Genomic DNA, 24,391 nt, shown 5'->3' on the forward strand with positions numbered 1-24,391 from the left:
AAAGGGGGGATTATGTCACTATTTAGACGGAGGGGCCCGGGGATACAGTCCTCAGTGGTGAAATTTCTCTTGGTGACGAAGGAACCTAGAGAAAGGTGCAGTTTTGAAACAAGCGAGCGCACTTTGCTCGATTGGTTCAAAATGTGCCCACCACGTTCCAGTGGCTGTATCCCCGGGCCCCGGAGTCGGCATTGAACGTACCAGCCAAACAACTACCTCCCACCCCAACAACCAAACAAACTATCACAACACAGCAAAATAAAACGCTTCTGTCTGCCATAGCTCACTTACATCTATACAAAAAAAGACCAGATCCATATAAGATCTAGTCACTACTCTTAGAATCCTCATCAACAGTATCGGCAACAATAGGCAACTCAACCCGAAACACCGTACCAGAACCAAGAACACTCTCAACAGTAATAGTACCTTTATAAACTTCAATCAAACGCTTAGCAATAGAAAGCCCTAAACCGTTCCCTCCGCGTTTTCTAGAACGAGCCTTATCAACTCTATAAAAACGATTAAAAACCTGTTTAAGATCCTTCTTATTGATCCCAACACCATAATCTTGGACAACAAATTCCAACAAAGCCTCATTAGTAGAAGCGGACAAATTAATTTCCTTACGGTCACCAGAATATTTAAAAGCATTATCCAGTAAAATCACCAAAACCTGTTCCAAATGATTCCGATAAATCTTCACCTTACTACCAGTTTGAATATCATCATCGAAATTCACCACAAAATCAGGATGTAACATCTTAAAGTCGTTATAAACTTGCGTAAACAACGGCTTAACTTCAGTTTCTTGATCGAGATATTCACTATCGATCTGTTCAACACGTGTCAAATCCAGCATCTCCTGGATCAACGATTGCATTCGTTTCAACTCTTGCAGAGAAGAATTGATCGAGTCGTTCAAAACCTCAGGATCATCTTTGCCCCAACGTTGAAGCATACTCAAATGCCCCTCCAAAACAGCAACAGGAGTTCTAAGTTCGTGCGAAACATCTTCAACAAATTCTTTTTGCTGATTAGTATAAGCTTGCATCCGATCCAACATCTTATTAATGTTGATCGTCAAATCATAAATCTCATCATTACGTTTCTTCAGTTTAATACGCGAATCTGAATCAGGCTTCTTGTTCAAATCATCGATAGTTTTATTAATCTCTTTAATATTATTCAAAACAAATGTCACAGCAAAAAAACTCAAGGCAATAGCCATGACCAGAACAAAAATACCGACCCAAATCAAACGTACAACAAAATCATGAACAACAGCAGCACTAGCCACCGCATCCACAGTATTAAAGGCAATATAGGCAACGATCAAATACGCGGCTAAAATTACTAAAGTTATCAGAAAAGTCCATTTGATTCTGATAGAAATTCTCATCGTCTCATCACGTAACCTTTACCACGTACAGTTGAAATATAACTAGGTGAGCCGCCTCGATCGATCTTATTACGCAAATACTTAATGTAAACATCAACAACATTAGTCTCAGTACTAGAACCAGTCCCCCAGACACGTTCAAGCAGATCATCACGACCCAAAACAGTCCCGACATTTTCCATCAAAGCACTAAGAAGATCGTATTCTCTTCTAGTCAAATCAATAACTTCACCATTACGTTTCAATGTTTGAGTAGTCTTATCAATAACCAAATTCTTATACTTCAAAACTTGATCGTTATTACGAGTAACATCAATATCAAGATCAATACGTCTTAACAAAGCCCGAATACGTGCAAGCAATTCCTCGATCGCAAATGGTTTAACAATATAATCGTCAGCACCATGATCCAAGCCAGAAACTCGATCAATAATCGAATCACGAGCAGTCATCATAATAATCGGTGTATTCTTCTCTTGTCGAACTCGACGGCATACTTCGATACCATTTAGCTCAGGCAGCATCAAATCAAGCAAAATCAAATCCCAATCTTCATTCAATGCCTCATCGAGACCGGTACGGCCATCTGTAGCAACCTTAACTTCATAATTCTCATGTTGAAGTTCAAGTTGAACAAATTTTGCCATATTCTCTTCATCTTCAATAACTAATATCTTAGCCATACTAACTCTCCCGTATATTAAACAAAATTTAATCATTCTTAATTATTAAACGTTTTCTCGCCTTTTGCAAGGCAATGCATTAAAGATTTTAACACATTGGGATTATTAAAAATAGCAAAAATTAGAAAATAACAAAAAATTGAACAACTCAACCATAAAAAATGAAAAAAAGACCCAAAAAAGAGAAAAATAGAAACACAGAAAAAACAAATATCAAAAACAAATGCGAAAGTGCAAAAGAGACATTCAAATAAACAACCGGAAAGCATCAGAACCGGGCAAGAGCATGAGGAACGAGTGCGCGAGCAAGATGCGAAAGCTAGATAAGAAAAAATAATATCAGCTCTTATCTAACCAAACAAGAAAAGAGAAAGAAATCAAGATAGAAATTATATCGTACAAAGAAAAGGAAGCCCCTACTCCCACCAGAATAGATAAAGCCTGAGATAGACATGTGAGAAATAGGACGAGCAAACAGTGCCAATTTGTACGACATAAATCGGTAAAACTCAAACCAAGGGGGGATATAGTCTCCATCAAGACGGAGGGGCCCGGGGATACAGACCTCAGTGGTGATATTTCACTTGGCGACGAAGGAGCTTAGTGAAAGGTGCAGTTTTGAAACAAGCGAGCGTACTTTGCTCGATTGGTTCAAAATGTGCCCACCACGTTCCCGACCTTAGTTGTTCGGTGGCCTAGCCACCACCATAACCGGTTGCGCAAGTGCGTTAGCACTTACGTTCCTTTAACGTATCCTCGGGCCCCGGAGTCGGCATTGAACGTAGCAACCAAAATACCACCTCCAACCCAACCACCAAAAATCATAAACGTCCATCCAAGAAAAACGCCACTGTCTGCCATAGCTCTCTTACATCAATAAAAAAAGCCGAGACCACGAAAGCCTCGACCCAAAACAAAACTATTGTTCTTCATACCAACTATAATGGAAAATACCATCCTTATCATTTCTCTCATAAGTATGAGCACCGAAATAATCACGTTGTGCCTGAATCAAATTAGCAGGCAAAACTTCAGAACGATATTGATCATAATAAGAAACAGCTGACATAAATCCAGAAACCGGAATACCAGCCTTAACAGCAAAACTAACCACATCACGGACAGCTGACTGATAATCCTCTACGATCTTTTCAAAATAATCGTCAAGCAACAAATTATCCAAGTTAGCATCTTTATCATAAGCATCAGTGATCTTTTGCAAGAATTGAGCTCGAATAATACAACCAGCTCTCCAAATCTGAGCGATCTTACCAAAATCAAGATCCCAATCATAATGCTCACCAGCAGCCTTCATCTGGGCGAAACCTTGAGCATAACTCATGATCTTACTGAAGTATAATGCCTTTCTGATCTTCTCAACGAACTCACTAACATCAACATCAGGAACATCTTTAGGACCGTTTAAGACCTTACTTGCCTTCACACGCTCATCCTTATATGCAGAGATATAACGTGAGTATACAGCAGAAGTGATCAATGACTGTGGAACACCTAATTCAAGAGCACTTTGTGAACTCCACTTACCTGTACCCTTGTTACCAGCCTTATCCATAATCTTGTTAACGATAAAGTCATCGCTGCCTTGATCATCTTTTCTAGTTAAAATATTAGCAGTAATATCGATCAAATAACTTGAAAGCTCACCTTTGTTCCATTCCTTAAATGTATCAGCAACTTTATTAAGATCATTGTTATACAAGTGTGAAAGCAAATTGTAACTTTCAGAAATCAATTCCATATCACCATATTCGATACCGTTGTGAACCATCTTTACGTAGTGACCAGCACCATTAGCACCGATATATGTGACACATGGCTTACCATCTTCGTCTGCTTTTGCAGAAATTTGTTCCAAGATTGGGGCAACTAAGTCATAGGCTTCTTTTTGGCCACCTGGCATTAGTGATGGACCATGAAGAGCACCTAATTCACCACCAGAAACACCCATTCCGATAAAGTTGATACCAGATTTATCCAAACGTTTGTTTCTTTCAATTGTATCTTCAAAGAATGTGTTACCACCATCGATCAATACATCACCTTTGTCAAGCAATGGCAATAGTTGATCGATAACGGCATCAGTTCCGGCACCAGCCTTGACCATCATAATAATACGACGTGGATTTTCAAGTGAATTTACGAAGTCCTCGATCGTATAACTAGGAACCAATTTCTTGTCTGAATGCTCTTTAACGACATTTTCAGTTTTCGAACCAGTTCTGTTATAAATAGCAACTTCATATCCACGGCTTTCGATATTAAGTGCCAAGTTCTTACCCATTACGGCCATTCCAATAACACCGATTTGTGGTTTACTCATACGTCTACCTCCAATAAAATAATTAAATCAATATAAGATTAACATTAGTTAATTCATAATACTATATTAACAAAAAATGAAAAAAAGAGGGCACTATTGATCCTCATCTTTGAACAAATTCTTCAATTTGGCAAATTCAGGATTAACGTGTTCCTCTTCTTTTTGTTTCTTAAATTCATCTTCAGAAATGACCGTCCAGTTTTTACCGGATGGCATAATATCTTCCGTCTTCTCTTTTTCAGTCAAAACTTGGGTTGGAATATTTAATAAAATATTGTCAATTACCGACTCATAAACATTGATGGTTGGCGTGTCATCGTCGATGGGAATAATAATAGCGTAGTCTTCGATCTCTTCCGTATCAATATTATCAATATTGTAAGCTTCATTGATCCGGAATTCTAAATTCAAATCTACTGGATCCAAACTTCTAGTTGATGGAACCGTAAGTTTAATAGCCACTTTAACATCAGAGATCACCAGACCGCGATCGTTAAATAAATTACCAGAAACATCAACTGGTTGAGCAGATATTATATCTGAATATCGTTCTTTTAAATCTTTTTCTACATCTAATTGTTCTTTAAAATCAAAGGGTTTATCTTTGTATTTTCTAACCTCTTGTACGTCCCAATTAAGCATTGTTCTCCTCCTTAATATAAGGGATAACTCCAAAATTTTGTTCTTGCTGGTTTATCATTTGATAAATACTATCTGCCTTTATCGCCAAGGAAGATTGTTGTGCTTGCTGCTTCCCAACCCTTGTGATCAAAGGAATATCCAATTGCTTCTTGATCGAATTGAGATATTTTTGGCCAACTTGATCAAAAGCTAAGACCTGTAAATAATCATCTGCCAAGGCAGTTTTCATTTCCTCATTTTCAACATTGATCAAAACATACATCAACAACCGTCTAATCCTAGCTAACGTATAACGCTTAGACTTGATCAATTGACTCAATGAATCAAAAGAATCAGCTGAATAAGCGTCTTTTTTCACTTTATTTTCTAGTCCCTCCACCATTTGATAAATCAATTGTAATTCATCCAGAGATTTCGACAAAATGTTATATCTCAAATACGGGAAAAATTTTTCCCAGGTGATTAATTGCTGTTGACTTAAATCATTTTCAACATCTTTAGGAATTGATTTATCAACCGATAAACTAGATTTACTGAGTAAATTCTTTCTAATATTTGTCGCTGAAAATCCATGCTGTGGACGTAAAATAAAATGCTCTTGAATATCAAAACCGTGCTCCATGATAGCAGCTACGTAATTGATACCTAACAATTGATTAGGTTTATCAAAAGTGTCAATGCCGTGTTGCTTCAACGAATTATTCAAATTCTGTGCGTAATTAGTATGAAAATCTTGCGCAAACTCAAGTCTATTTTGACACATCAGTTTAGCAGCGTTTTGAAAATCCAATTCCTCCTCTGTTCCAAAAACTATATCCGTCACGCCAAGTGAATGTAAAAGTTCGACTGACTTATTAGCAAACATGTCAGCTGGCTGAACTGCTTTGGCAAAAGGAAGCTCGATTACGAGATCAATACCGTGGTCAACTGCATTTTTCGCCCTAGTATGCTTATCAAGTATCGCAAAATCACCCCGCTGAACAAAATTACCTGACATTACGGCAATTAATACATCGGGGTGATATTTTGTATGAATTTGTTCAATAAAATGCTGATGTCCATTGTGAAACGGATTGAATTCAGCAACAATTCCAAAAACTCTCATCTTAGTCTCCTACTTCTCAGACTCAAAAAACCATCTATTTGAATCTGGTTGGATACTATTCTCACCAAAATCTGCTGTTACTTGGATATTCTTGAAGCCGACGTCTTTTAATATTTGTTGATAAACATCTACCGGATAAGTTCGTTCGTGATGTATCTCGGTGTTGACTTTGTATCCATCGAACTTGTCATCGTAATTGAAAAAAGTCAATTCATGCTCGATCGAATGAGGATATTCACCTTCAAAACTGCTCCACATAAAGGCAGAATCCTCAGCCTTATGATTAAACATGTATCCTGGAAATACTTCATCCATTTGATACAACGAGTGAGCATCAAACAAATATTTGCCACCTTTATTTAAATGGTCGAATGCTTGTTTAAAAGCAATATAAAGTTCGTCTTCATCAGCTAAATAGCAAATTGAATCATCAAAACAAGTGATGACGTCATACTGTCCAAAATCATACAGATCCATCATATTGCTAACTTCAAATGGAATCTTGACCTCGGCTTTTTTAGCCTTACGATCGGCAATATTCAACATCTCTTCTGAAAGGTCAGTTCCAGTCACTTGATAATCATTAGCTAAAAGGATGGTTAGATCTCCCGTGCCACAAGCAACATCTAATAATTTACTATTGGGCTTAGTTCTAGATTTGACGTAATCAGCCCACTTTTGATAAAGCGAATCATCCATCAACTCGCTATAAACTTCAGCAAATGAATTATAGATCATTAACTGTTACCAATTTTGAAATATCAACTGATGGAGCATCTGACCAGAGTTTTTCTAAATTGTAAAAAGCACGTTGTTCAGTCGTGAACACATGGATCACAACGTCATGAAGGTCGATCAAGATCCACTCGGAATCTCTCTTTCCTTCGACGTGACCAATTTCAACATGGTTCTCGCCCTCTTTATCAAGGATCTCTTGAACAATGGCATCAACTTGTCTTTGTGAATTAGCATCCATAATAACGAAATAATCTGTCATGATACTAACTTTACTAATATCTAAAACTTCAATATCGTTGGCATGTTTGCTATCGGCTGCTTTCACAGCAATTTCCATAATTTCTTTTGAATTCAAATTATAATTCTCCCTTATCTATCCAATAATTATAACTAATAAATGTTTCAGGATAAATCTTTCTATTTTTGTCGATCAAGTGTGCAATTGAATGTTTCAGTTCAAAAGCAACTCCAGAGTTTAAAGATTTAGCAGCATATTTGCGAGCCTCATCAATTCCTGGAAAGTCACGTTTAGGTTCAATAAAATCGGCAATAAAGACGCATTTGTCAACATTAGTCATTGAGGTTGCTCCAACTGTATGGCGACGAATAGCATTTAAAACGTCTTCATCATAGACACCCAGTTCATCTTTGATGATCTCGGCTCCGACAATACCGTGCCAAATGGCATTTCCATAATTTAACAATTCTGGATCGAGCTGATGCTTCTTAATCGTATCAATAAATTGTGCGTCACTGCGTTCTTTAGCAAAATCGTGCAATAATCCAGCCAATCCGGCTCTTAAAACGTCAGCTCCAAATTTCTCTGCCAATTCTTGAGCCTGCTTTTCAACTCTGAGGCAATGAGTATAGCGAAAGTCACTCATTGTCTCCTTCATCTGAGTAACCACGGCGTCGCGGTCAAAACCTGGGATTATTTTATCGTAATCAAAGTTTGTCATTGATAAAGCCCCTTGTCTTTAATGTAGTCTTCAACTGCCTTGGGAACCAAATATTTGATCGATTTATTGGTCTTAACAGCATTTCTGATCATACTTGAACTAATTTCGAGTTCAGGAGTATTTACCCAAAGTATAGGATACTTTGAACTTTTTTCAAAACCTTTGCGGCAGACACCGACAAAATGGACCATCTGAGTTAATTCATCGATATGAGACCACTTCGGTAAATTTTCAACCATATCTCCACCAATAATAAAGTAAAATTCTGTATTTGGATTACACTGCTTCAAAATCTTGATAGTTTCATAAGTATAGCTGACGCCACCACGATTAACATCTGTCAGGTCCAAATCAAAGTGCATATTATCCTCGATCGCCAATTTGAGCATCTCGATCCGATCCTTGCTATCGATCGGCTCAGTCTTTTCCACTCCACGATGTGGCGGGATCTTATCTGGCAAAAACAAGACTTTACTTAACTTTAATTGAGAATAGACTTGTTCGGCGATTACTAAGTGCCCAGTATGGACGGGATTAAAAGTTCCGCCTAAGATGCCGACGTGTCGTTTAGGATAATTAGTTTGAATTTCAGGTTTAGCTTTAGTTAAAATTTTTCCTTGTGTTCTCATTATTCATCTTCACTTAATACTAAATTTTTTCAAGTTCTAAAGAATATTTACGATTCTTGATCTTAGAAGATTTCTTATACAAAATTGCTTTGGAACCAATCGTTTGGATCAATGCAATACCACCATCTAATTCATTGAGGGCGGCAATCAGTTGGTCTGCATTAGCCATCGTATTTTGCAAAAATGAAACCTTGATCAATTCATTTTTATTAAGTAGTTGTTGAATTTGTTTCAACAAGTTATCGCTGATACCATCACGTCCGACTTGGACTAATGGTTTCATAGTTTGCGCTTGACTGCGCAAATAGCGGTTTTGTTTGCCTTTTATTATCATATTTTCTCCTTAAATAATTGCATCTCTGATCGATACACTAACGCCCTTAGGTACGAATACTCGAACTTTACAGTTAGCAGGGATCGTGACCCATCCTAAACCGTAAATGACGATGTCTGATCGAGAATGAGAAGTAAATTCTTCTTTTTTCAGTTCAGGCAAGGTTGAAATGTCTTCCGGTGGATTAAGGATCTCGCCAATATGCTTTTCATAAAATTGATCAGCATTCTCCGTCTTTGTCCGATGAAGCACTAATCCTTGATTGACATAGAAAACTACGTTAGATTTCTCATCCAAAAAGTCAAATCGGGCCAACCCGGCGACAAATATTGTCTGGCCATCTCTTAATTGGAAAGTTGCTGGACGTAACGGTTTCTTGGGTGTGACTGCCTTAAGTTCTCTCTCATTGAGATAATGGGCTAATTGGTATTTATGAATGATTCCTGGCGTATCGATCAAGAAATGACCATCATCTAAAGGAATATCGATTCGATCCAATGTTGTTCCAGGGAATCTTGAAGTTGTGATCAAGTCCTTTACATCAGAATTTTCTGAAATAATCTTATTGATCAAAGTCGACTTACCAGTATTGGTAGTTCCGACGACATACACGTCTTGCCCATCGCGATATTTCTCGATCATCTGCATCAATTTGTCAACGTTTGCGCCAGTTTGTGCGGAAACCATCAATTGACCGATCGATTTGATACCATTTTCTTTGCTCTTTTGTTGAAGCCAATTAAGCAATTTGTTTTGATTGACAGAGCGAGGCAGTAGATCGAGTTTGTTCCCTACTACTAAAATATTCTTATCGCCAACAAATCTTTGTAAGCCAGGAATAACACTACCTTCATAATCAAAAATGTCGACAACGTTAACGATCAAGCCTTTTTTACTAGAAATGGAATCTAGTAATTTCAAAAATTCATCGTCATCAATATTTACATCAGTGATCTCATTATAATTTCTTAATCTGAAGCATCGCTTGCACAATAATTCTTTAGAATCATCCTCCAAATATTTGTTAAGCGTTGATTGCTGGACGAAGCCTGGTTTATCCTTATCTTCTGTTTGGATCTGAGCCCCGCAGCCAATACAATATAATACTTCATCATTTTCTGTCATGTAATGAATCCTTCCAATATAAATTTTTATCTTTCTTTTGTAAATATTTCAATAATGGTCTTTCAAAAAAGCGATTCACCCGAGTCTTCTTAGCATCGGTATTAACGATCGGTTTGACCAAAACTGTCTTCACTCCTGAAAGCGAACCTGCCAAGACATCAGTAAAGATCTGATCACCCACAAACAAGATCTCATCTTTATTAATATTATTGTCTTTCAAATATTTCATGATCTCGAAAGGAAGCGGCTTTTTGGCACGGGCAACGATTCCTATTTCCAGATCAGCCACGGCTTTTTCGATCCGTTTATAACTATTGTTAGAAACGACCAATACTTCGATATTTGCCATTTTCATTATATTAAGCCATTTTCTCAATGACAAGGTATATTCACTACTGTTCCATGGCAAAATAGTATTATCGAGATCTGTCATGATCGTCGTGATATTTAGTGCCTTTAAATCAGCGGGTTCAATGTCAGTGATCCTATTTAACATAATTGTAGGTTTAAACATAATCTACCTCATTCGTATACTTAGTAAAAAAACGTAATTTGGATTGTCCAAATTACGTTTTATTAATTAAGCTAAAGCTTTCTTAGCTGTTTCTGCTAAACTTGTGAATGCCTTTGGATCTTGAATAGCGATTTGAGCTAACATCTTACGGTTGATGTCAACGTTTGCTAATTTCAAACCATGCATCAATTTGCTGTAGCTGATTTCGTTCATTCTTGCAGCAGCGTTGATTCTTGCGATCCATAACTTACGGAAATCACGCTTCTTTTGACGACGATCACGGAATGCATAACGGTATGAAACCATGATTTGTGTATGAGCTGCTTTAAAAGTGATATGTTTTGAACCACGATATCCTTTAGCTAATTTTAAAACTTTTTTACGACGTTTGCGAGTTACTGTTCCACCTTTTACACGTGGCATAATGACTCCTCCTTTGAATTACGATACCTAAATTAGTATGTTGCTAACATTTGTTTGATTCGTTTCATATCACTTGATGAAACTAAACCTGATTTTGCCAATTGACGACGTTGCTTCTTTGTCTTTCCGTGGAAACGGTGACTTGTGTAAGCATGACTTCTCTTCCATTCACCAGTAGCTGTCTTCTTAAATCTCTTAGCTGATGCACGGTGTGTTTTTTGTTTAGGCATTGAAAATCCCTCCACTATTTTTTCTTATTATCTTTAGAACTAATTGGATCAAGCATTAAGAACATGCTTCGGCCATCCATCTTAGGCTTTGTAGTAACATTGGCAATATCTTTTGTCTTGTCAGCTACGCGATCTAAGACTTCTTTTCCTATCTCTTTATGAGTAATTGCTCTACCCTTAAAGCGAAGAGAAACTTTGACCTTATCGCCCTTACTCAGGAACTTACGGGCATTGTTAAGCTTTGTATTAAAGTCATTTTCTTCAATTGTTGGACTAAGTCTAACTTCCTTGATACTTACGACCTTTTGCTTTTTACGAGCTTCACGATTTTTCTTTTGAAGTTCAAACTTATATTTACCATAGTCCATGATCCTAGCAACTGGAGGCTTTGCTCCAGGTGACATAAGAACTAAGTCCATGTTGGCTGCGTCTGCTAGACGTTGAGCCTCTGCCTTTGGTTTTACACCTACTTGATCTCCGTTTTCGTTAATCAACCGAACTTCTTTTGCACGAATTTGATCGTTTACTAATAAATCTCTTGCTATGAGTAGTCACCTCCGAAAAATGTTCCCACTAAAAAAGTGGGGTGCATACGCACGCCCACTAATATAATTATCTTATACAGTATTTACCTAGAGGCACATGCATAGGTGAGAAGCGGGCGCTTCTGCTTAATCTCAACAGGTATTAATAATACCAGTCCATTACCGGCTTGTCAACAACAGTCAGTAATTAATTTACAAAATCAATTGTACAACACTATTTAGTATCAAAACCAAAAATTGCATCAATTGTTTCTAATACGCCTTCATTATTATTATCAAACTCGGTCACTTGATCTGCTGCACTTTGAGTTGAATTCTTAGCATCCTTCATAGCAAACCCTAACCCAGTCTCAGCTAGCATCTCGTCATCATTACTATTATCGCCAAAGCTTACGATCTGATCCAAACCAATATTATAGAAATCGGCCAACTTTCTCAGACCAAAAGCTTTATTAATACCCGTGGAAATAATATCAATACTTCCAAAGCCACTGGCTGTTGCATGGATCTCACCGGCAAACTTATCATTCAAGCTTTGCGTGACTTCATCTAATTTATCATCATTCAAACTAAGATTAACTTTAAAGACATCATCATTAACATCTTTAATATCCTTAGTTAATTGATAATTGTGAATATAATACTTATTCAAAAAAGGTTCAAATTTTTCATCCACATAAGTTGCCTTCTCACCAGACAAGATGAAGGACTGGAGATTATTTCCTAACGAAAACAAGTTATCGATAATTTCATTGATCGTATCCGTCTTTAAATAAGATGCAAAGACCTCATCTTCCCCAGCTAAAATGTGAGCGCCATTTTCAGATACAAAGGCATCGACCGGCGAAAATTGGACCACCCGTTGCAAATGACCCAAATAATTTCCACTAGCAATGGCAAACTTAACATTTTGATCATGTAACAACTTTAACTGACGATTGAAACGATCATGATTGTACTCGTGGTTGTCATCAAAAAAAGTCCCATCAATATCAGTAGCGATCAATTTAAACATAAAAGCACCTCAATTCATAATCCTGAAGACTATTTTACAGATAAAAAGGATTAAAGAAAAGAAATAGCAACACAGCATCCCTGTAAACCAAATTTGTAAAAAAAAATCGACGCCAATGTTGGCGTCGATCATATTATCAAATCAAGTCTAAATCTTTCTTTCTTTATCCTTGCCTTGACGTGAGAAATTACGGACATCAGCAGCAACTGAATCAACAAACATGGCTACGTATTCTGACTCTGAATTATCCTCGCCATACTTTCTGACAGAAACTGTGGCATCAGCCATTTCATCGTCACCGACAACAGCTGTGTAAGGGATCTTCATTGTTTGAGCATCACGGATCTTGTAACCCATCTTCTCATCACGATCATCGATCGTAGCACGAATATTCTTCTTACGTAGTTCAGATAGTAAGTTTTCAGCGTAGTTCTTATGGATCTCATTATTGACAGGAATGATTCTAACTTGTGTAGGAGCCAACCATGTTGGGAAAGCACCTTTATAAATTTCGATCAAGTAAGCAATAAATCTTTCCATTGTTGAAACGATACCACGGTGGATCATGACTGGTCTGTGATCTTCACCATCAGAACCAACATATGTCAACTTGAACTTCTCTGGTTGCATGAAGTCTAATTGGATAGTTGATAATGTTTCATCGTTACCTAAAGCAGTCTTTGTTTGCACATCTAGTTTAGGACCGTAGAATGCAGCTTCACCTTCTGCTTCATAGTAATCCAAACCAAGATCATCCATAGCAGCTTTTAACATTGATTGTGACTTGTTCCACATCTCGTCATCATCAAAGTATTTCTCAGTATTAGCTGGATCACGGTAACTCAATCTGAATGTGTAGTCTGTGATATCAAAGTCAGCATAAACTTCCATCATCAATTGAAGTGTACGTTTGAATTCTTCTTGGATTTGATCAAGAGCAACGAATGTGTGACCATCGTTCAATGTCATTTCACGCACACGTTGTAATCCACTCAAAGCACCTGACTTTTCATATCTGTGCATCATACCTAATTCAGCAATTCTGACAGGCAATTCACGATATGAACGTGTGTGGTGCTTGTAAATTTGAATATGTGAAGGACAGTTCATTGGACGAAGTTCAAGCATTTCACCATCACCCATGTCCATTGGTGGGAACATGTCTTCACGATAGTGCTCCCAGTGACCTGAAGTCTTATAAGCATTCAAGTTCATCAAAATTGGAGTATATACGTGTTGATAACCCCAAGCAACTTCCTTATCAATGATATATCTTTCGATAACACGACGGATCGTTGCACCGTTTGGCATCCAGTATGGAAGACCTGCACCGACTTCTGGGTCAACGAAGAACAAATCAAGCTCACGACCGATCGTTCTATGGTCACGTTCCTTGATCTCTGCACGACGCTTCATATCGGCATCAAGATCATCTTGCTTAAAGAAGGCTGTTCCGTAAATTCTTTGAAGCATTGGGTTACTTGACTTACCTTGCCAGTATGCACCAGCAACCGACAATAGCTTAAAGTGCTTCAAATTCTTGATGTTTGGTAAAACAGCATCGTATCCAAAATCGATAAAATCATCGATCTTATAAACAGGGATTTGGACAGAATCGATTGCACCGATCAATGATGATTTGTATGGATCATCTTTGAACATTTCAACTAATTCTGACTTGTCCATCATCGTTCTTTCAACTTTGTCATTCTTCTTGATCAACTTATTCATCAATTCAGCAATTGAATCTAATTCATCAACTGTGATTTGATCAGCATCATCAGTATCAACATAAAAACCATCATCATTTGCTTGTTTTTCACCAAAATGAAGATCAGCTTTGAATTGTTTAGCTGCAGCACTAAATACTAAGCTAGCAGTATTTCTCAACACCTTGAGAGAATCAGCGTCATCTTTACCGGTAATGATCTCGATCTTACCATCTTGTTTAATAGGTCTTTCAACATCGATCAATGTATCGTTCAATTTACCTGCGATAGCATTTTTACCTAAAGATGTGCTGATTGACTTCGCAACATCCAAAGTAGTTGTGCCTTGATCAAACTCCTTAACTGTTCCGTCTGGGAATGTTAATTTGATTTCTGACATAATACACGTAACCTCCTAAAATTTGGACAACAAAAAAATGCGTCCCAGAAATATAACTACAAAAATTGTAATCATATTTCTGGGACGCATCTTGCGCGGTTCCACCCAAATTAAAACTGTTAAAAACAGCTTTCACTCTATGGTTATAAAGTAACCAACCGAATATACAGTTTTATATGGAAGTGGTAACTCCAGTAATGGGTAAGCTTTCAGTAATCGTACCCTCCCTGAATAGAACCGAAGTGTTGTCTTTCATGTTTTTATTGAAACATTTATTATTTAGATTTGCAAGGGCTAACCCTTATTTCTTCGATTTCTTCCAGTCACAATAACTTCACGAGATAAGTATTTGACCCGCTCCATAATTCGAGCGGCTTTGACTGGTTCTTGCTCTCCCTTGGAATTTATCGCTAAATGAGCTTCAAGCTCTTTCATTGAAAAATTAGATGAGAAAAAGGTTGGCAAATTCTCTTGCATCCGATATTGCAAAATAACTCCTAGTACTTCGTCCCGCATCCAACTGGATAGAGAGTCTGCTCCAATATCGTCGATCATGAGAATTTGGGCAACTTTGATCTTATTGATCTTATCTAAAGTATTGTTATCGTTGATCGAATTCTTGATCTCAACTGCAAAACTTGGAAAATGCATCATGGTCGACTTTACGCCACTAGTGTACAATTCATTGGCAATCGCTCCTAGTAAATAAGTCTTACCAACACCAAAATCACCAGCCAAATAAAGACCAGGTACAAAGTTTCCATCAGGTTGATAATCTTTAATAAAGTTAACTGCAGCAATAAATGCTTCCTGCCGACCATCACCGTCATAGCTATCTAAACTCGCCTTGCGAACATCTTTAGGCATAGCAACTAGATTGAAACCAGATTCATAAGCTTTTTGCCGATCATTATTGATCTTTTGTTGGTTAGGCAAATAAGCACACTCAATGTAATGATTGCTTACTACCAAAGTAGGCACATAGTCTTTGGAAAACTCATTCGGTTTTGATTTGTGGTTGTAATATTCGTAAATTGCGGCCGCACTGACTTCAATCGCATCTTTATTAAGTTTATCCTGATTTTGTCGTAAAAAAGAAACGACATCAGGATCATTCAAAGCTTGTTGCATTAACTTTTTGTAATTATCATTTTTGAAGTGATAATTTTGAAATCCGGCAGCTAAAACATCACCAAATTTTTCCATATTTATTTATCCTTATTTCTTAGTTTTCGAAGCATTTCTTGACGCGATTTCTCAGCTTCAGAACTATTTTTATTTGTCACCGGTTTACTCTTGACCTTACTCCAGTCAGTCCCCTTTTCAATTTTGCGAGGAGCATTATTGTACCGGCGTTTGCCACGTGGACGATTTTGAAAATCGTTGATTCTCTTCAAAGCATCCTCTGGAGTTTTGACGCCGTTTTGTGTCCAGTCGTTAGCGACAGTTTCCATCAATGCTGTCGTCAAGGATGGCGAAGTTTGTAAAATATAATGCGTCATAATATTCAAGACTGCAGTTGGCAAAACCCGCTTGTATGCCAAGGTCCGCAGAGATCTTGATTCTGATGAACCGACAAATCCCCCACGTTGTTGCTTCTCTTCAGCTAAAAAGTCTGCTGGGCTCAACGATTTAGCCCGTTGAACTAACAATAAATTAGGGTCAGAGGCCCGTAAGGGTTGACTAGGCTGTTGCAGTGGCTGACTTTCTACTCTCGCAGAAAGGTTAGCTTTACCTTCAAAACGCTTTTGGGCAGCATTCTTCAAAGCATTAGGATCAATAGAATTGTCAACGATATTCATCGTTTCTCCAATCAAGTTGATCATTGCGATCTCTGGAATATCGTAAAATTCATGCAAACTTAAGATCAATTCTTGATTCTTTAAAATTGATTCGTGAGAAACATGATACATATCAGTTGCCCGAGTTTCAACTAAGGAAAAATCAAAATTCTTAACATCTTGAACCGGAATAAACGGTTGATGTTCTGGAGAATTAGTAAATTTTCCTTGCGCCTTGGCCACCGTTTCTGGTCGTTTCACTAAATCATCATTACTTACATGGAAAATCGACATAAAGTTTTTGCTGATCTCTCTAGCACCTTTTAACAGTTCATCTGAATGACTGTATTTATTGACTAATGAACGATATTGCGTTTCGCCGATCTTTTCATACAGAAAAACACTTAAAATATCATCGGTTAAAAATTGATCAGCCGTGTAAGGTGTATATAACTGGTAAATATAAAATTCACCGATATCATCTGATTTTACAAATGACTTGATCAGATGCATTGCTTCAAGTTTCAACCGTTCATTGACAAAGGTACTCAGATCCATATCCAAAAGCGACATTAGAGTTGCATGACTTTCCCGATCAGTAATAATTTGTTTGTTCGGTACCTTCTGCCATAAAAACTGGTATATCGAAAAAGCCTTGGCTCCGATCAGGGGCAAGTATAAATCGGTCAATACTTGTTGATCATCACTACCAAAACTTCCAGCAGGCAAAACCCAGTATCCAGTTAAAGGAGTTATTTGATTTTCTTCAGATTCAAACGTTATAAACCCCTCCTAATCTTTGTTGGCACCTTTCTTCTTGGCCGATTTAGCTTTATCGGTTTTGTCGTTTGCCATCATTTCTTGGACTTCATTCATAAATCCGGACATGTCCTTAAATTCACGGTATACACTGGCGAAACGAATATAAGTTACATCGTCTACATCAGCAAGTTCCTTCATGACGTGCTCACCGATATCTTGCGATTTAACTTCATTTTCACCAGTTGCTCTGATTTTATTTTCAACCTTATCGACAATGGCGTTCATTTGGTCCATTGTCACTGGTCTTTTTTCTGCAGCTCGAACTAGACCACGTAAGAGCTTCTCACGACGAAATTCTTCGCGATTACCATTTTTCTTGATCACTAAAAGTGGAGATTTCTCAACTCGTTCAAAAGTTGTAAATCTAGTTCCACAATATTCACATTCTCTTCTTCTTCGAATTGCTCGACCTTCATCACTCGGTCGACTATCAACAACTTTAGACGAATCGTGATGGCAATGTGGACATATCATAAGTTTTCCTCTTTTCTCAAAGTTGTTTTAGCAACAGTTTGATCTGTTTCTCTAAATCATCAATAGTTTGAGAATTGTCGATCCAGTAATCCGCTAATTCTCGCTTTTGTTCCATTGACATTTGCGCATTGATCTTATCTTCTGCCGCTTGTTTAGTAATATTATTTCGTTTAATCAATCGTTTTAGTTGTATTTCATGATCTACATACACAGCTATTGTAGCATCAAAATACTCTTGATAGTGACTTTCAAACAATAGCTGGATCTCAAATATATAGGTCTGCTGGCTTTGATCATTTTTAGCTTCATCGATCATTTTTAAGATCTTTTTCCGGATCAATGGACCAGTTATCCCTGTCAAAAGCTTTAATTGTCGCCGATCTGAAAAAACAATCCGGCCTAATTTTTTCCGATCAAGCGTCCCGTCCGATAACAAAATCGACTTGCCGAATTGCTTTGTGATTTGCCTTAAGCCTGTAGTTCCTGGCTCCACAACTATCCGGGCTACCTGATCAGCATCATAAATTTTGCAGCCTAATTTCTGAAAAATATTTAATATAGTAGTTTTACCAGCAGCGATACCACCAGTCAATCCATAGATTTTACTCATTTAGCTACCTGACACTTTGGACAAAAATGGGTTCCACGGCCACCGACCTTGATCTTTTCGATTTCAGTCCCACATCTTGGACAAGGTTGACCTTCTTTACCATAGACTTTCAAATGATCCTGCATGTTTCCTTTATGACCGTTGGCATCTAAGTAAGTTCTAATAGTTGATCCACCAGACTTTATGGCCTTGTCGATCTCTGAATTAGAACATTTAATAATAGTCTTGATCTCTTCATCCGTGAGATGATCGGCTTTTGTTTCGGGATGGATCTTAGCTTGCCAAAGAACCTCATCGACATAAATATTACCCAAACCGCCCATAACTGATTGGTCTAGTAAAACTGTCTTAATATCTTTTCGATGGCGCATGATCCGCGGTTTGATATTTTCAAAAGTAAAATCAGGTGCTAAAGGTTCTGGTCCCAATTTCTTTAAAGATTTATTCTCAGATAACCGATCAGTCGGCCACAACTGCATCCGCCCAAATTTTCTGACATCATTGTAAATCAACATTTGACCGTCATCCAAAGTAAAAATAGCATGCGAATGCTTATCGATTGCGTTCTTATCAGCGGAAACTCGATATTTACCTTCCATGCGCAGATGGCTAATAATGGTATAACCATTATCCAGTTCTATTAGTAAAAATTTGGCACGCCGACCAATGTTGGAAATAGTTGCTCCGGAAACCGTTTCAATGAATTCATCAACATCTCCAGTGATCAAATTTTGATAACGGATCTCAACACTGATTATTTTCTTATTTAAAACTTGATCGATCAGTCCCCGACGGACTGTCTCAACCTCTGGCATTTCTGGCATTCAATTCACCTACGATTTTATTTATTTAGCTTCATACCATGTCTTTCCATGAGCAGATTCTACTTTCAAAGGCACATCTAATTTCACAGCAGAATCCATCACACTTGGTACTAATTTCTCCAAAATTGGAATTTCTGATTTTGGTGCTTCAAAGATCATTTCATCATGTACTTGTAGTAATAAATTAGCTTGTAGATTTTCTTCACGTAATTTATTTTGCATGTTGATCATGGCAACTTTAATAATATCAGCGGCACTACCTTGGATCGGTGTATTCATCGCTGTTCTCTGGGCAAAATTACGCAAGGCAAAATTCTTTGCATGAATATCTGGCAAATAGCGACGACGATGCATAATGGTTTCAACATAGCCATTTTCGCGCGCAAATTTAACAATCTCGTCCATGTATTTTTTCACACCTGGGTATTGTTCAAAATAACTATCAATAAATTGTCCAGCTTCTTTTCTAGTAATACCGATATTTTGAGACAAACCATAATCACTAATACCGTAAACGATCCCAAAATTAGTTGCCTTAGCTTTACGACGCATATCAGGAGTAACTTCATCGGTACTATTCAAACCAAAGATATTCATTGCTGTATGGGCATGGATATCATAGTCTTCTTTAAAGGCCTCTTGCATAGTCTCATCACCAGAAATATGGGCCAAGACTCGTAATTCAACTTGAGAGTAATCGGCCGAAAACATTTCCCAGTCCTCGTGTTGTGGGACAAAAGCCTTTCTGATCTGACGCCCCTCATCGATCCTGATCGGAATATTTTGTAGATTAGGCTCGATTGAAGACAATCTACCCGTTTGGGTCAATGTTTGTTGATAAATAGTATGGATCTTATTGTCTGGTTGAATGAATTTTTGAAGTCCAATCGCATAAGTAGAGTTGATCTTGGAAAGTTGGCGATAATCGAGGATCTTTTGAACTACTGGTGACTTATCTTTCAATTGTTCCAAAACATCAACCGCTGTTGAATAACCAGTTTTAGTCTTCTTGATAACTGGCAATTTCAGATCTTCGAACAAAACTACACCTAGCTGTTTTGGGGAATTGATATTAAATTCTTTCCCTGCTTCTTGGTAGATCGCATTTTCAATATCAGCTAATCTTTGGGCAAAAGAATTTTCCATTTCTTTGAGCTTAGACGTTTGAACCGTCACACCGGCAAGCTCCATGTCTGATAAAACAACAGTCAACGGTAATTCGATTTCGTCATATAAACTATCTTGATCATTGTCTTTTAGCTCTGCCAGCATCTTATCGCGCAATGCATTGATCAATTGAGCTTGTTGACTAAGGTAGTTCAATAATTTCTCACGGTCTTCTGGGACTGCCCGTTTAACGCCTTTACCATAAAATTCATCGGCGCTTGGCAATTGTTGGCCATAATTTTGTGCAACTAATCCAATATCAGTCTTGTTATCGTTCGTATCTAACAGATATGCCACGAGCAGCATGTCAAAGCTTACCCCAGCAAACTTGCAGTCATAGCGATGCAATAATGCAATAGACCGTTTGTAGTCGAAGACGTACTTCTCTTTCTTATCATCTGCTAGCCAATCTTTAAATGCTTGATTTTCTAAAATCGTAACATCATCAGTAGCGTAATATTTACCAGCGCTTAACACTGCTAGTCCAATTATAGGTGTAACATGATAATTTTCACCGAGATTCTCGACCACGATTGTTTGTGGGCCATCATCTTGAACAATTTGATCCACCGCAGCATTATCTAGCTCGGCAAATTCAATTTTCTCCAATTTATCCGCACTAGCTTCTGGAGAAATATTCATTTTCTCTAAAAATGAATTGAAACCAAGCTTCTGGTAAAACTTGATCAATTGTTCCTGATTATCGCCAGCATATTCTAGATCAGCCAATTTCAATTCGACTGGAGCTTCTAGAGTGATCGTAGCTAACTTCTTGCTTAAAAAGGCTTGATCCTTGTCATTGATCAAATGTTCCTTCAGTTTGCTCTTCTTCATCTCATCAATATTGTCATAAATACCTTCCATACTTCCATACTGACCGATCAACTTAAGAGCAGTCTTCTCTCCGACTTTTTCAACGCCAGGATAATGGTCAGAATTATCACCCATCAATCCTTTCATATCAATGATCTGGGCGGGAGTAATGCCTAGTTTTTCTTTAACATGTTCAGGAGTATAAGCCTCAGTTTCGGTGACACCTTTAACGTTGACCCGTACAGTGACCTTTTGAGTAGTCAACTGCGTCAAATCACGGTCACCAGTGACGATCGTCACATCCATCGAATCAGCCTCACCAAAACGAGACATCGTACCGATAATGTCATCAGCTTCATAATCTTTGAGCTCATAAGTCTTGATACCACGCAAATTCAGCAGCTCTTTGATCAACGGCAGCTGCTCGATCAATTCAGGCGGAGTCTTAGCACGACCGCCCTTGTATTCGGAATACATCTTCGTCCTAAAAGTAGTCTTACCCGCATCAAAAGCCACCAACGCGTGCGTCGGTTTTTCTTCCTTCAAGATAATATCTAACATGTTATTAAAAGCATAAAGAGCATTAGTATGGATCCCCTCACCAGTTACAAACTTATCGAGGACATTGTGCATAGCAAAAAATGCCCGAAATGAAACACTATTTCCATCAATTAATAATAATTTTTTATTTTCAGTCATGTTTTCTCCCATTAAACCACAGTTAATCACTTTATATTTTACCAAAAACAACCAAGCAGTTACAGCCAAAGGCACGAAGCTCTCCAACAGATTGTGAAAAATAATAAAGAGCGCGGAAGATAATGGTCAGCTACCGAGGATTTAGGGACTACCAGCTCTGGAGTGCCACGCAGTGGTGCTCGCTGGTAGTTTCTAAACCGGAAGTCGCTATTATCTGCAGCGCGTTTCCGCTAATAAAGAGCGTGGAAGATGATGGTCAGCTACCGAGGATTTAGGGGCTGCCAGCTATAATGCTGAGCTAATTTCAAAAAAATAACATCAGTCCCCTGATGTTATAAAAAGTTACTTCGCATTTTTTTCATAGCGATAATTTACATAAATAACGCTAAGTAAAATCAAAACAGCTAAAACCAAAACAACTACAAAGTCAATTCGAGCACCTAGAGCCGTATTGACCGCTTCACCCTTGGATCCTGAATAAATTGCCACTGATGAAATAACCACGGACAACACATTCGTACCTAAAGACCCAGCATACTGTTGCATCATACTAAACAACGAATTCTGGTCAGATTTTTTAGGACCAGAAACTTGCACTGACCCATCAGACAAAGTCGTACCAAATCCAAAATTAAAACCGATCCGGACCACTGTGTAAATCAAGGCAATACCAATGATACTCAACTCAGCACCAAAAAAGACAAACAGCAATGATCCTAATGTAATCATAATCCCCGAAGTAACCAACGGAGTCATCGGACCCTTCTTATCGTATAAATACCCAGCATAAGGACCAACGATCGCCCCGATCAAAGAACCAGGCAAAAGCATCAAGCCAGCTTGAGAAGCATTAGCCTTCAAAACCGTTTGAGCAAACACCGGTAAAACAAAAGACAAACCAATATTGATAAATTGCAGTGAAAAATAACTAAACAAACGCAGACGCAAAACCGGCAACTTCAAAATAGAAAAGTCGATCAATTGACGATCAGAATGTTGATTATAAAACCAATACCCGATCATGAAAAAAACAGATACGACTAACCAAGCAAGAAATTGCCAAGAAAGCCAGCCATTTCGACCAGCCTGATCAAAAGTAAATAAAATCATCGTAAAAATAACCGCGATACCAACAACACCAAAGTAATCAAACTTAATACCGTCAGCGCCGGCAGCCTTACCACGAATAGTAAAAAATCCCAAAATACTCAAAAACAAAATAATAGGCACAACACCCACAAAAATAGCACGCCAAGACCAAAGATCACTAACAACCCCACCATAAGTAGGGCCAAGAGCCGGTGCCAAAGAAATAATAATACTGGCAAATCCAGTATAAACACCAAGCTTGGAAGAAGGAATCTCGGTAAAAATCAAATTAAACATCAAAGGAGTAGCCAACCCAGTAGAAACCGCCTGGATCAAACGACCAATAAGCAAAATAGCAAAATCATTAGAAAACAAACAAACCAAAGTCCCCAAAAAACAAAGCGTCGCCGCAAAAACAAAAATCTTCCGGGGATCAAACTTCTTCAAAACAAAAGCAGTAGTACTCATAACAATAGTAGTCAACAACAAATAACCAGTAGTCAACCACTGAACAGTCCCCAAACTAACATTCAACTGTTGAGTCAATTCAGGAAAAGTAACATTCATCGAAGTCTCAATCAAGACCCCAGTAAAAGTAAGCAAACCAACCGCCAGAATCGACAATTTAAGACGAAGCGACACCTTAGAATTCATAAAAAATCCTCTTTTCAGAAAATAAATACTTAGTAATTATAGCAAAAGAAAGAAAAATCAATAATAAATAACAAAAAATAAGAAGAAAAAAAGCACACAGAGCAAGAAGCGAAAGCAAGAGAACAAAAAGAATATCAGTTCTTATCTAACCAATAAACAATGAAGCCAACAACAGCAATGTAAGTCAGGAAGAAAAATGAGCGGAGCAAAGTCACGCGAACCGAGGAAAAGATAAGTAATCTAGATAGAGAATTTATCCTAACAAGAAAAGGAAGCACCTACTCCCCACCAGAATAGATAAAGCCTGAGATAGACATATGAGAGATAGGACGAGCAAACAGTGCCAATTTGCAGACAATAAATCGGTAAAACTCAGACCAAGGGGGGATATTGTCATTATCTAGACGGAGGGGCCCGGGGATACAGACCTCAGTACCCAAATTTCTCTTGGCGACGAAGGAGCTTAGAGAAAGACCGAGTTTTGAGATGCCTGGTGGTCTTCCAGGTAGCTCAAAATCGCGTCGGGTACGTTCCAGCGTCTGTATCCCCGGGCCCCGGAGTCGGCATTGAACGTATCAACAAAACTACCACCTCAACACCCCAACCACCAAACAAACTAACAGAACTCCATCAAAGAAAAACGCTTCTGTCTGCCATAGCTCTC

At 38.0% G+C, this 24,391-nt stretch carries 25 protein-coding genes; all 25 read right to left on the reverse strand.

Annotated elements, in window-relative coordinates; translation table 11 throughout:
* Positions 1-51 precede the first annotated feature (51 nt).
* Positions 52-228, reverse strand: coding sequence for a hypothetical protein (locus EKM78_RS12560; protein WP_164507206.1), 177 nt, complete (start codon positions 226-228; stop codon positions 52-54).
* Between the two features lie 97 nt (positions 229-325).
* On the reverse strand, positions 326-1,402 hold the full coding sequence (locus EKM78_RS04790; RefSeq protein WP_125769921.1) for a sensor histidine kinase: 1,077 nt from the start codon (positions 1,400-1,402) through the stop codon (positions 326-328).
* Positions 1,399-2,085 carry a response regulator transcription factor gene (locus tag EKM78_RS04795; RefSeq protein WP_125769923.1) on the reverse strand — a complete coding sequence of 229 codons (687 nt, stop codon included), beginning with the start codon at positions 2,083-2,085 and terminating at the stop codon, positions 1,399-1,401. The genes EKM78_RS04790 and EKM78_RS04795 overlap by 4 nt, the downstream gene beginning before the upstream one ends.
* A 919-nt stretch (positions 2,086-3,004) precedes the next feature.
* Positions 3,005-4,426 (reverse strand): NADP-dependent phosphogluconate dehydrogenase, encoded by a 1,422-nt coding sequence (gndA, locus tag EKM78_RS04800; protein WP_125769925.1) that lies wholly within the window; start codon positions 4,424-4,426, stop codon positions 3,005-3,007.
* A 93-nt stretch (positions 4,427-4,519) separates the two neighbouring features.
* The gene (locus EKM78_RS04805; protein WP_125769927.1) at positions 4,520-5,068 is read right to left on the reverse strand and encodes a YceD family protein; all 549 of its coding nucleotides are present in this window, start codon (positions 5,066-5,068) and stop codon (positions 4,520-4,522) included.
* Positions 5,061-6,173: a nucleotidyltransferase gene (locus tag EKM78_RS04810; RefSeq protein ID WP_125769929.1), complete on the reverse strand. Its 1,113-nt coding sequence runs from the start codon at positions 6,171-6,173 to the stop codon at positions 5,061-5,063. Before EKM78_RS04810 ends, EKM78_RS04805 begins: the two co-directional genes overlap by 8 nt.
* Positions 6,174-6,182: 9 nt before the next feature.
* The gene (locus tag EKM78_RS04815) at positions 6,183-6,911 is read right to left on the reverse strand and encodes a class I SAM-dependent DNA methyltransferase (RefSeq protein WP_125769931.1); all 729 of its coding nucleotides are present in this window, start codon (positions 6,909-6,911) and stop codon (positions 6,183-6,185) included.
* Positions 6,901-7,266 carry a ribosome silencing factor gene (rsfS, locus tag EKM78_RS04820; protein WP_211334332.1) on the reverse strand — a complete coding sequence of 122 codons (366 nt, stop codon included), beginning with the start codon at positions 7,264-7,266 and terminating at the stop codon, positions 6,901-6,903. Before rsfS ends, EKM78_RS04815 begins: the two co-directional genes overlap by 11 nt.
* A 1-nt stretch (position 7,267) precedes the next feature.
* Positions 7,268-7,870, reverse strand: coding sequence for a bis(5'-nucleosyl)-tetraphosphatase (symmetrical) YqeK (gene yqeK, locus EKM78_RS04825; RefSeq protein WP_125769933.1), 603 nt, complete (start codon positions 7,868-7,870; stop codon positions 7,268-7,270).
* Positions 7,867-8,499, reverse strand: coding sequence for a nicotinate-nucleotide adenylyltransferase (locus EKM78_RS04830; protein ID WP_125769935.1), 633 nt, complete (start codon positions 8,497-8,499; stop codon positions 7,867-7,869). Before EKM78_RS04830 ends, yqeK begins: the two co-directional genes overlap by 4 nt.
* A 19-nt stretch (positions 8,500-8,518) precedes the next feature.
* Positions 8,519-8,833: a YhbY family RNA-binding protein gene (locus EKM78_RS04835; RefSeq protein WP_125769937.1), complete on the reverse strand. Its 315-nt coding sequence runs from the start codon at positions 8,831-8,833 to the stop codon at positions 8,519-8,521.
* A gap of 9 nt (positions 8,834-8,842) precedes the next feature.
* Entirely contained in the window at positions 8,843-9,958 is a 1,116-nt protein-coding gene (yqeH, locus tag EKM78_RS04840; RefSeq protein ID WP_125769939.1) for a ribosome biogenesis GTPase YqeH, read from the reverse strand.
* Positions 9,945-10,472, reverse strand: coding sequence for a YqeG family HAD IIIA-type phosphatase (locus tag EKM78_RS04845; RefSeq protein WP_125769941.1), 528 nt, complete (start codon positions 10,470-10,472; stop codon positions 9,945-9,947). Before EKM78_RS04845 ends, yqeH begins: the two co-directional genes overlap by 14 nt.
* A 66-nt stretch (positions 10,473-10,538) precedes the next feature.
* Positions 10,539-10,895, reverse strand: a complete 357-nt coding sequence (gene rplT / locus EKM78_RS04850) for a 50S ribosomal protein L20 (RefSeq protein ID WP_125769943.1) — start codon at positions 10,893-10,895, stop codon at positions 10,539-10,541.
* A 32-nt stretch (positions 10,896-10,927) separates the two neighbouring features.
* On the reverse strand, positions 10,928-11,125 hold the full coding sequence (gene rpmI, locus EKM78_RS04855) for a 50S ribosomal protein L35 (RefSeq protein ID WP_010623720.1): 198 nt from the start codon (positions 11,123-11,125) through the stop codon (positions 10,928-10,930).
* 14 nt (positions 11,126-11,139) lie between these two features.
* Complete coding sequence (gene infC / locus EKM78_RS04860; protein WP_125769945.1) at positions 11,140-11,670, reverse strand: translation initiation factor IF-3; 531 nt, start codon at positions 11,668-11,670, stop codon at positions 11,140-11,142.
* A 214-nt stretch (positions 11,671-11,884) separates the two neighbouring features.
* Positions 11,885-12,685 (reverse strand): HAD family hydrolase, encoded by an 801-nt coding sequence (locus EKM78_RS04865; RefSeq protein ID WP_125769947.1) that lies wholly within the window; start codon positions 12,683-12,685, stop codon positions 11,885-11,887.
* A 147-nt stretch (positions 12,686-12,832) separates the two neighbouring features.
* The gene (gene thrS / locus EKM78_RS04870; RefSeq protein WP_125769949.1) at positions 12,833-14,794 is read right to left on the reverse strand and encodes a threonine--tRNA ligase; all 1,962 of its coding nucleotides are present in this window, start codon (positions 14,792-14,794) and stop codon (positions 12,833-12,835) included.
* Between the two features lie 294 nt (positions 14,795-15,088).
* The gene (gene dnaI, locus EKM78_RS04875; RefSeq protein ID WP_125769951.1) at positions 15,089-16,000 is read right to left on the reverse strand and encodes a primosomal protein DnaI; all 912 of its coding nucleotides are present in this window, start codon (positions 15,998-16,000) and stop codon (positions 15,089-15,091) included.
* Positions 16,001-16,002: 2 nt separating this feature from the next.
* A complete protein-coding gene (locus EKM78_RS04880; protein WP_125769953.1) occupies positions 16,003-17,304 on the reverse strand; it encodes a DnaD domain protein in 1,302 nt (433 codons plus the stop codon).
* A gap of 63 nt (positions 17,305-17,367) precedes the next feature.
* Complete coding sequence (gene nrdR / locus EKM78_RS04885; RefSeq protein ID WP_125769955.1) at positions 17,368-17,871, reverse strand: transcriptional regulator NrdR; 504 nt, start codon at positions 17,869-17,871, stop codon at positions 17,368-17,370.
* 16 nt (positions 17,872-17,887) lie between these two features.
* Positions 17,888-18,481: a dephospho-CoA kinase gene (coaE, locus tag EKM78_RS04890; RefSeq protein ID WP_125769957.1), complete on the reverse strand. Its 594-nt coding sequence runs from the start codon at positions 18,479-18,481 to the stop codon at positions 17,888-17,890.
* Positions 18,478-19,305, reverse strand: a complete 828-nt coding sequence (gene mutM, locus EKM78_RS04895; protein ID WP_125769959.1) for a DNA-formamidopyrimidine glycosylase — start codon at positions 19,303-19,305, stop codon at positions 18,478-18,480. Before mutM ends, coaE begins: the two co-directional genes overlap by 4 nt.
* 21 nt (positions 19,306-19,326) lie before the next feature.
* Positions 19,327-21,984 carry a DNA polymerase I gene (polA, locus tag EKM78_RS04900; RefSeq protein WP_125769961.1) on the reverse strand — a complete coding sequence of 886 codons (2,658 nt, stop codon included), beginning with the start codon at positions 21,982-21,984 and terminating at the stop codon, positions 19,327-19,329.
* Positions 21,985-22,326: 342 nt separating this feature from the next.
* On the reverse strand, positions 22,327-23,727 hold the full coding sequence (locus EKM78_RS04905) for an MFS transporter (protein WP_125769963.1): 1,401 nt from the start codon (positions 23,725-23,727) through the stop codon (positions 22,327-22,329).
* Between the last annotated feature and the right edge of the window lie 664 nt (positions 23,728-24,391).

This window comes from Companilactobacillus furfuricola (genome assembly GCF_003946325.1).
Classification (GTDB): domain Bacteria; phylum Bacillota; class Bacilli; order Lactobacillales; family Lactobacillaceae; genus Companilactobacillus; species Companilactobacillus furfuricola.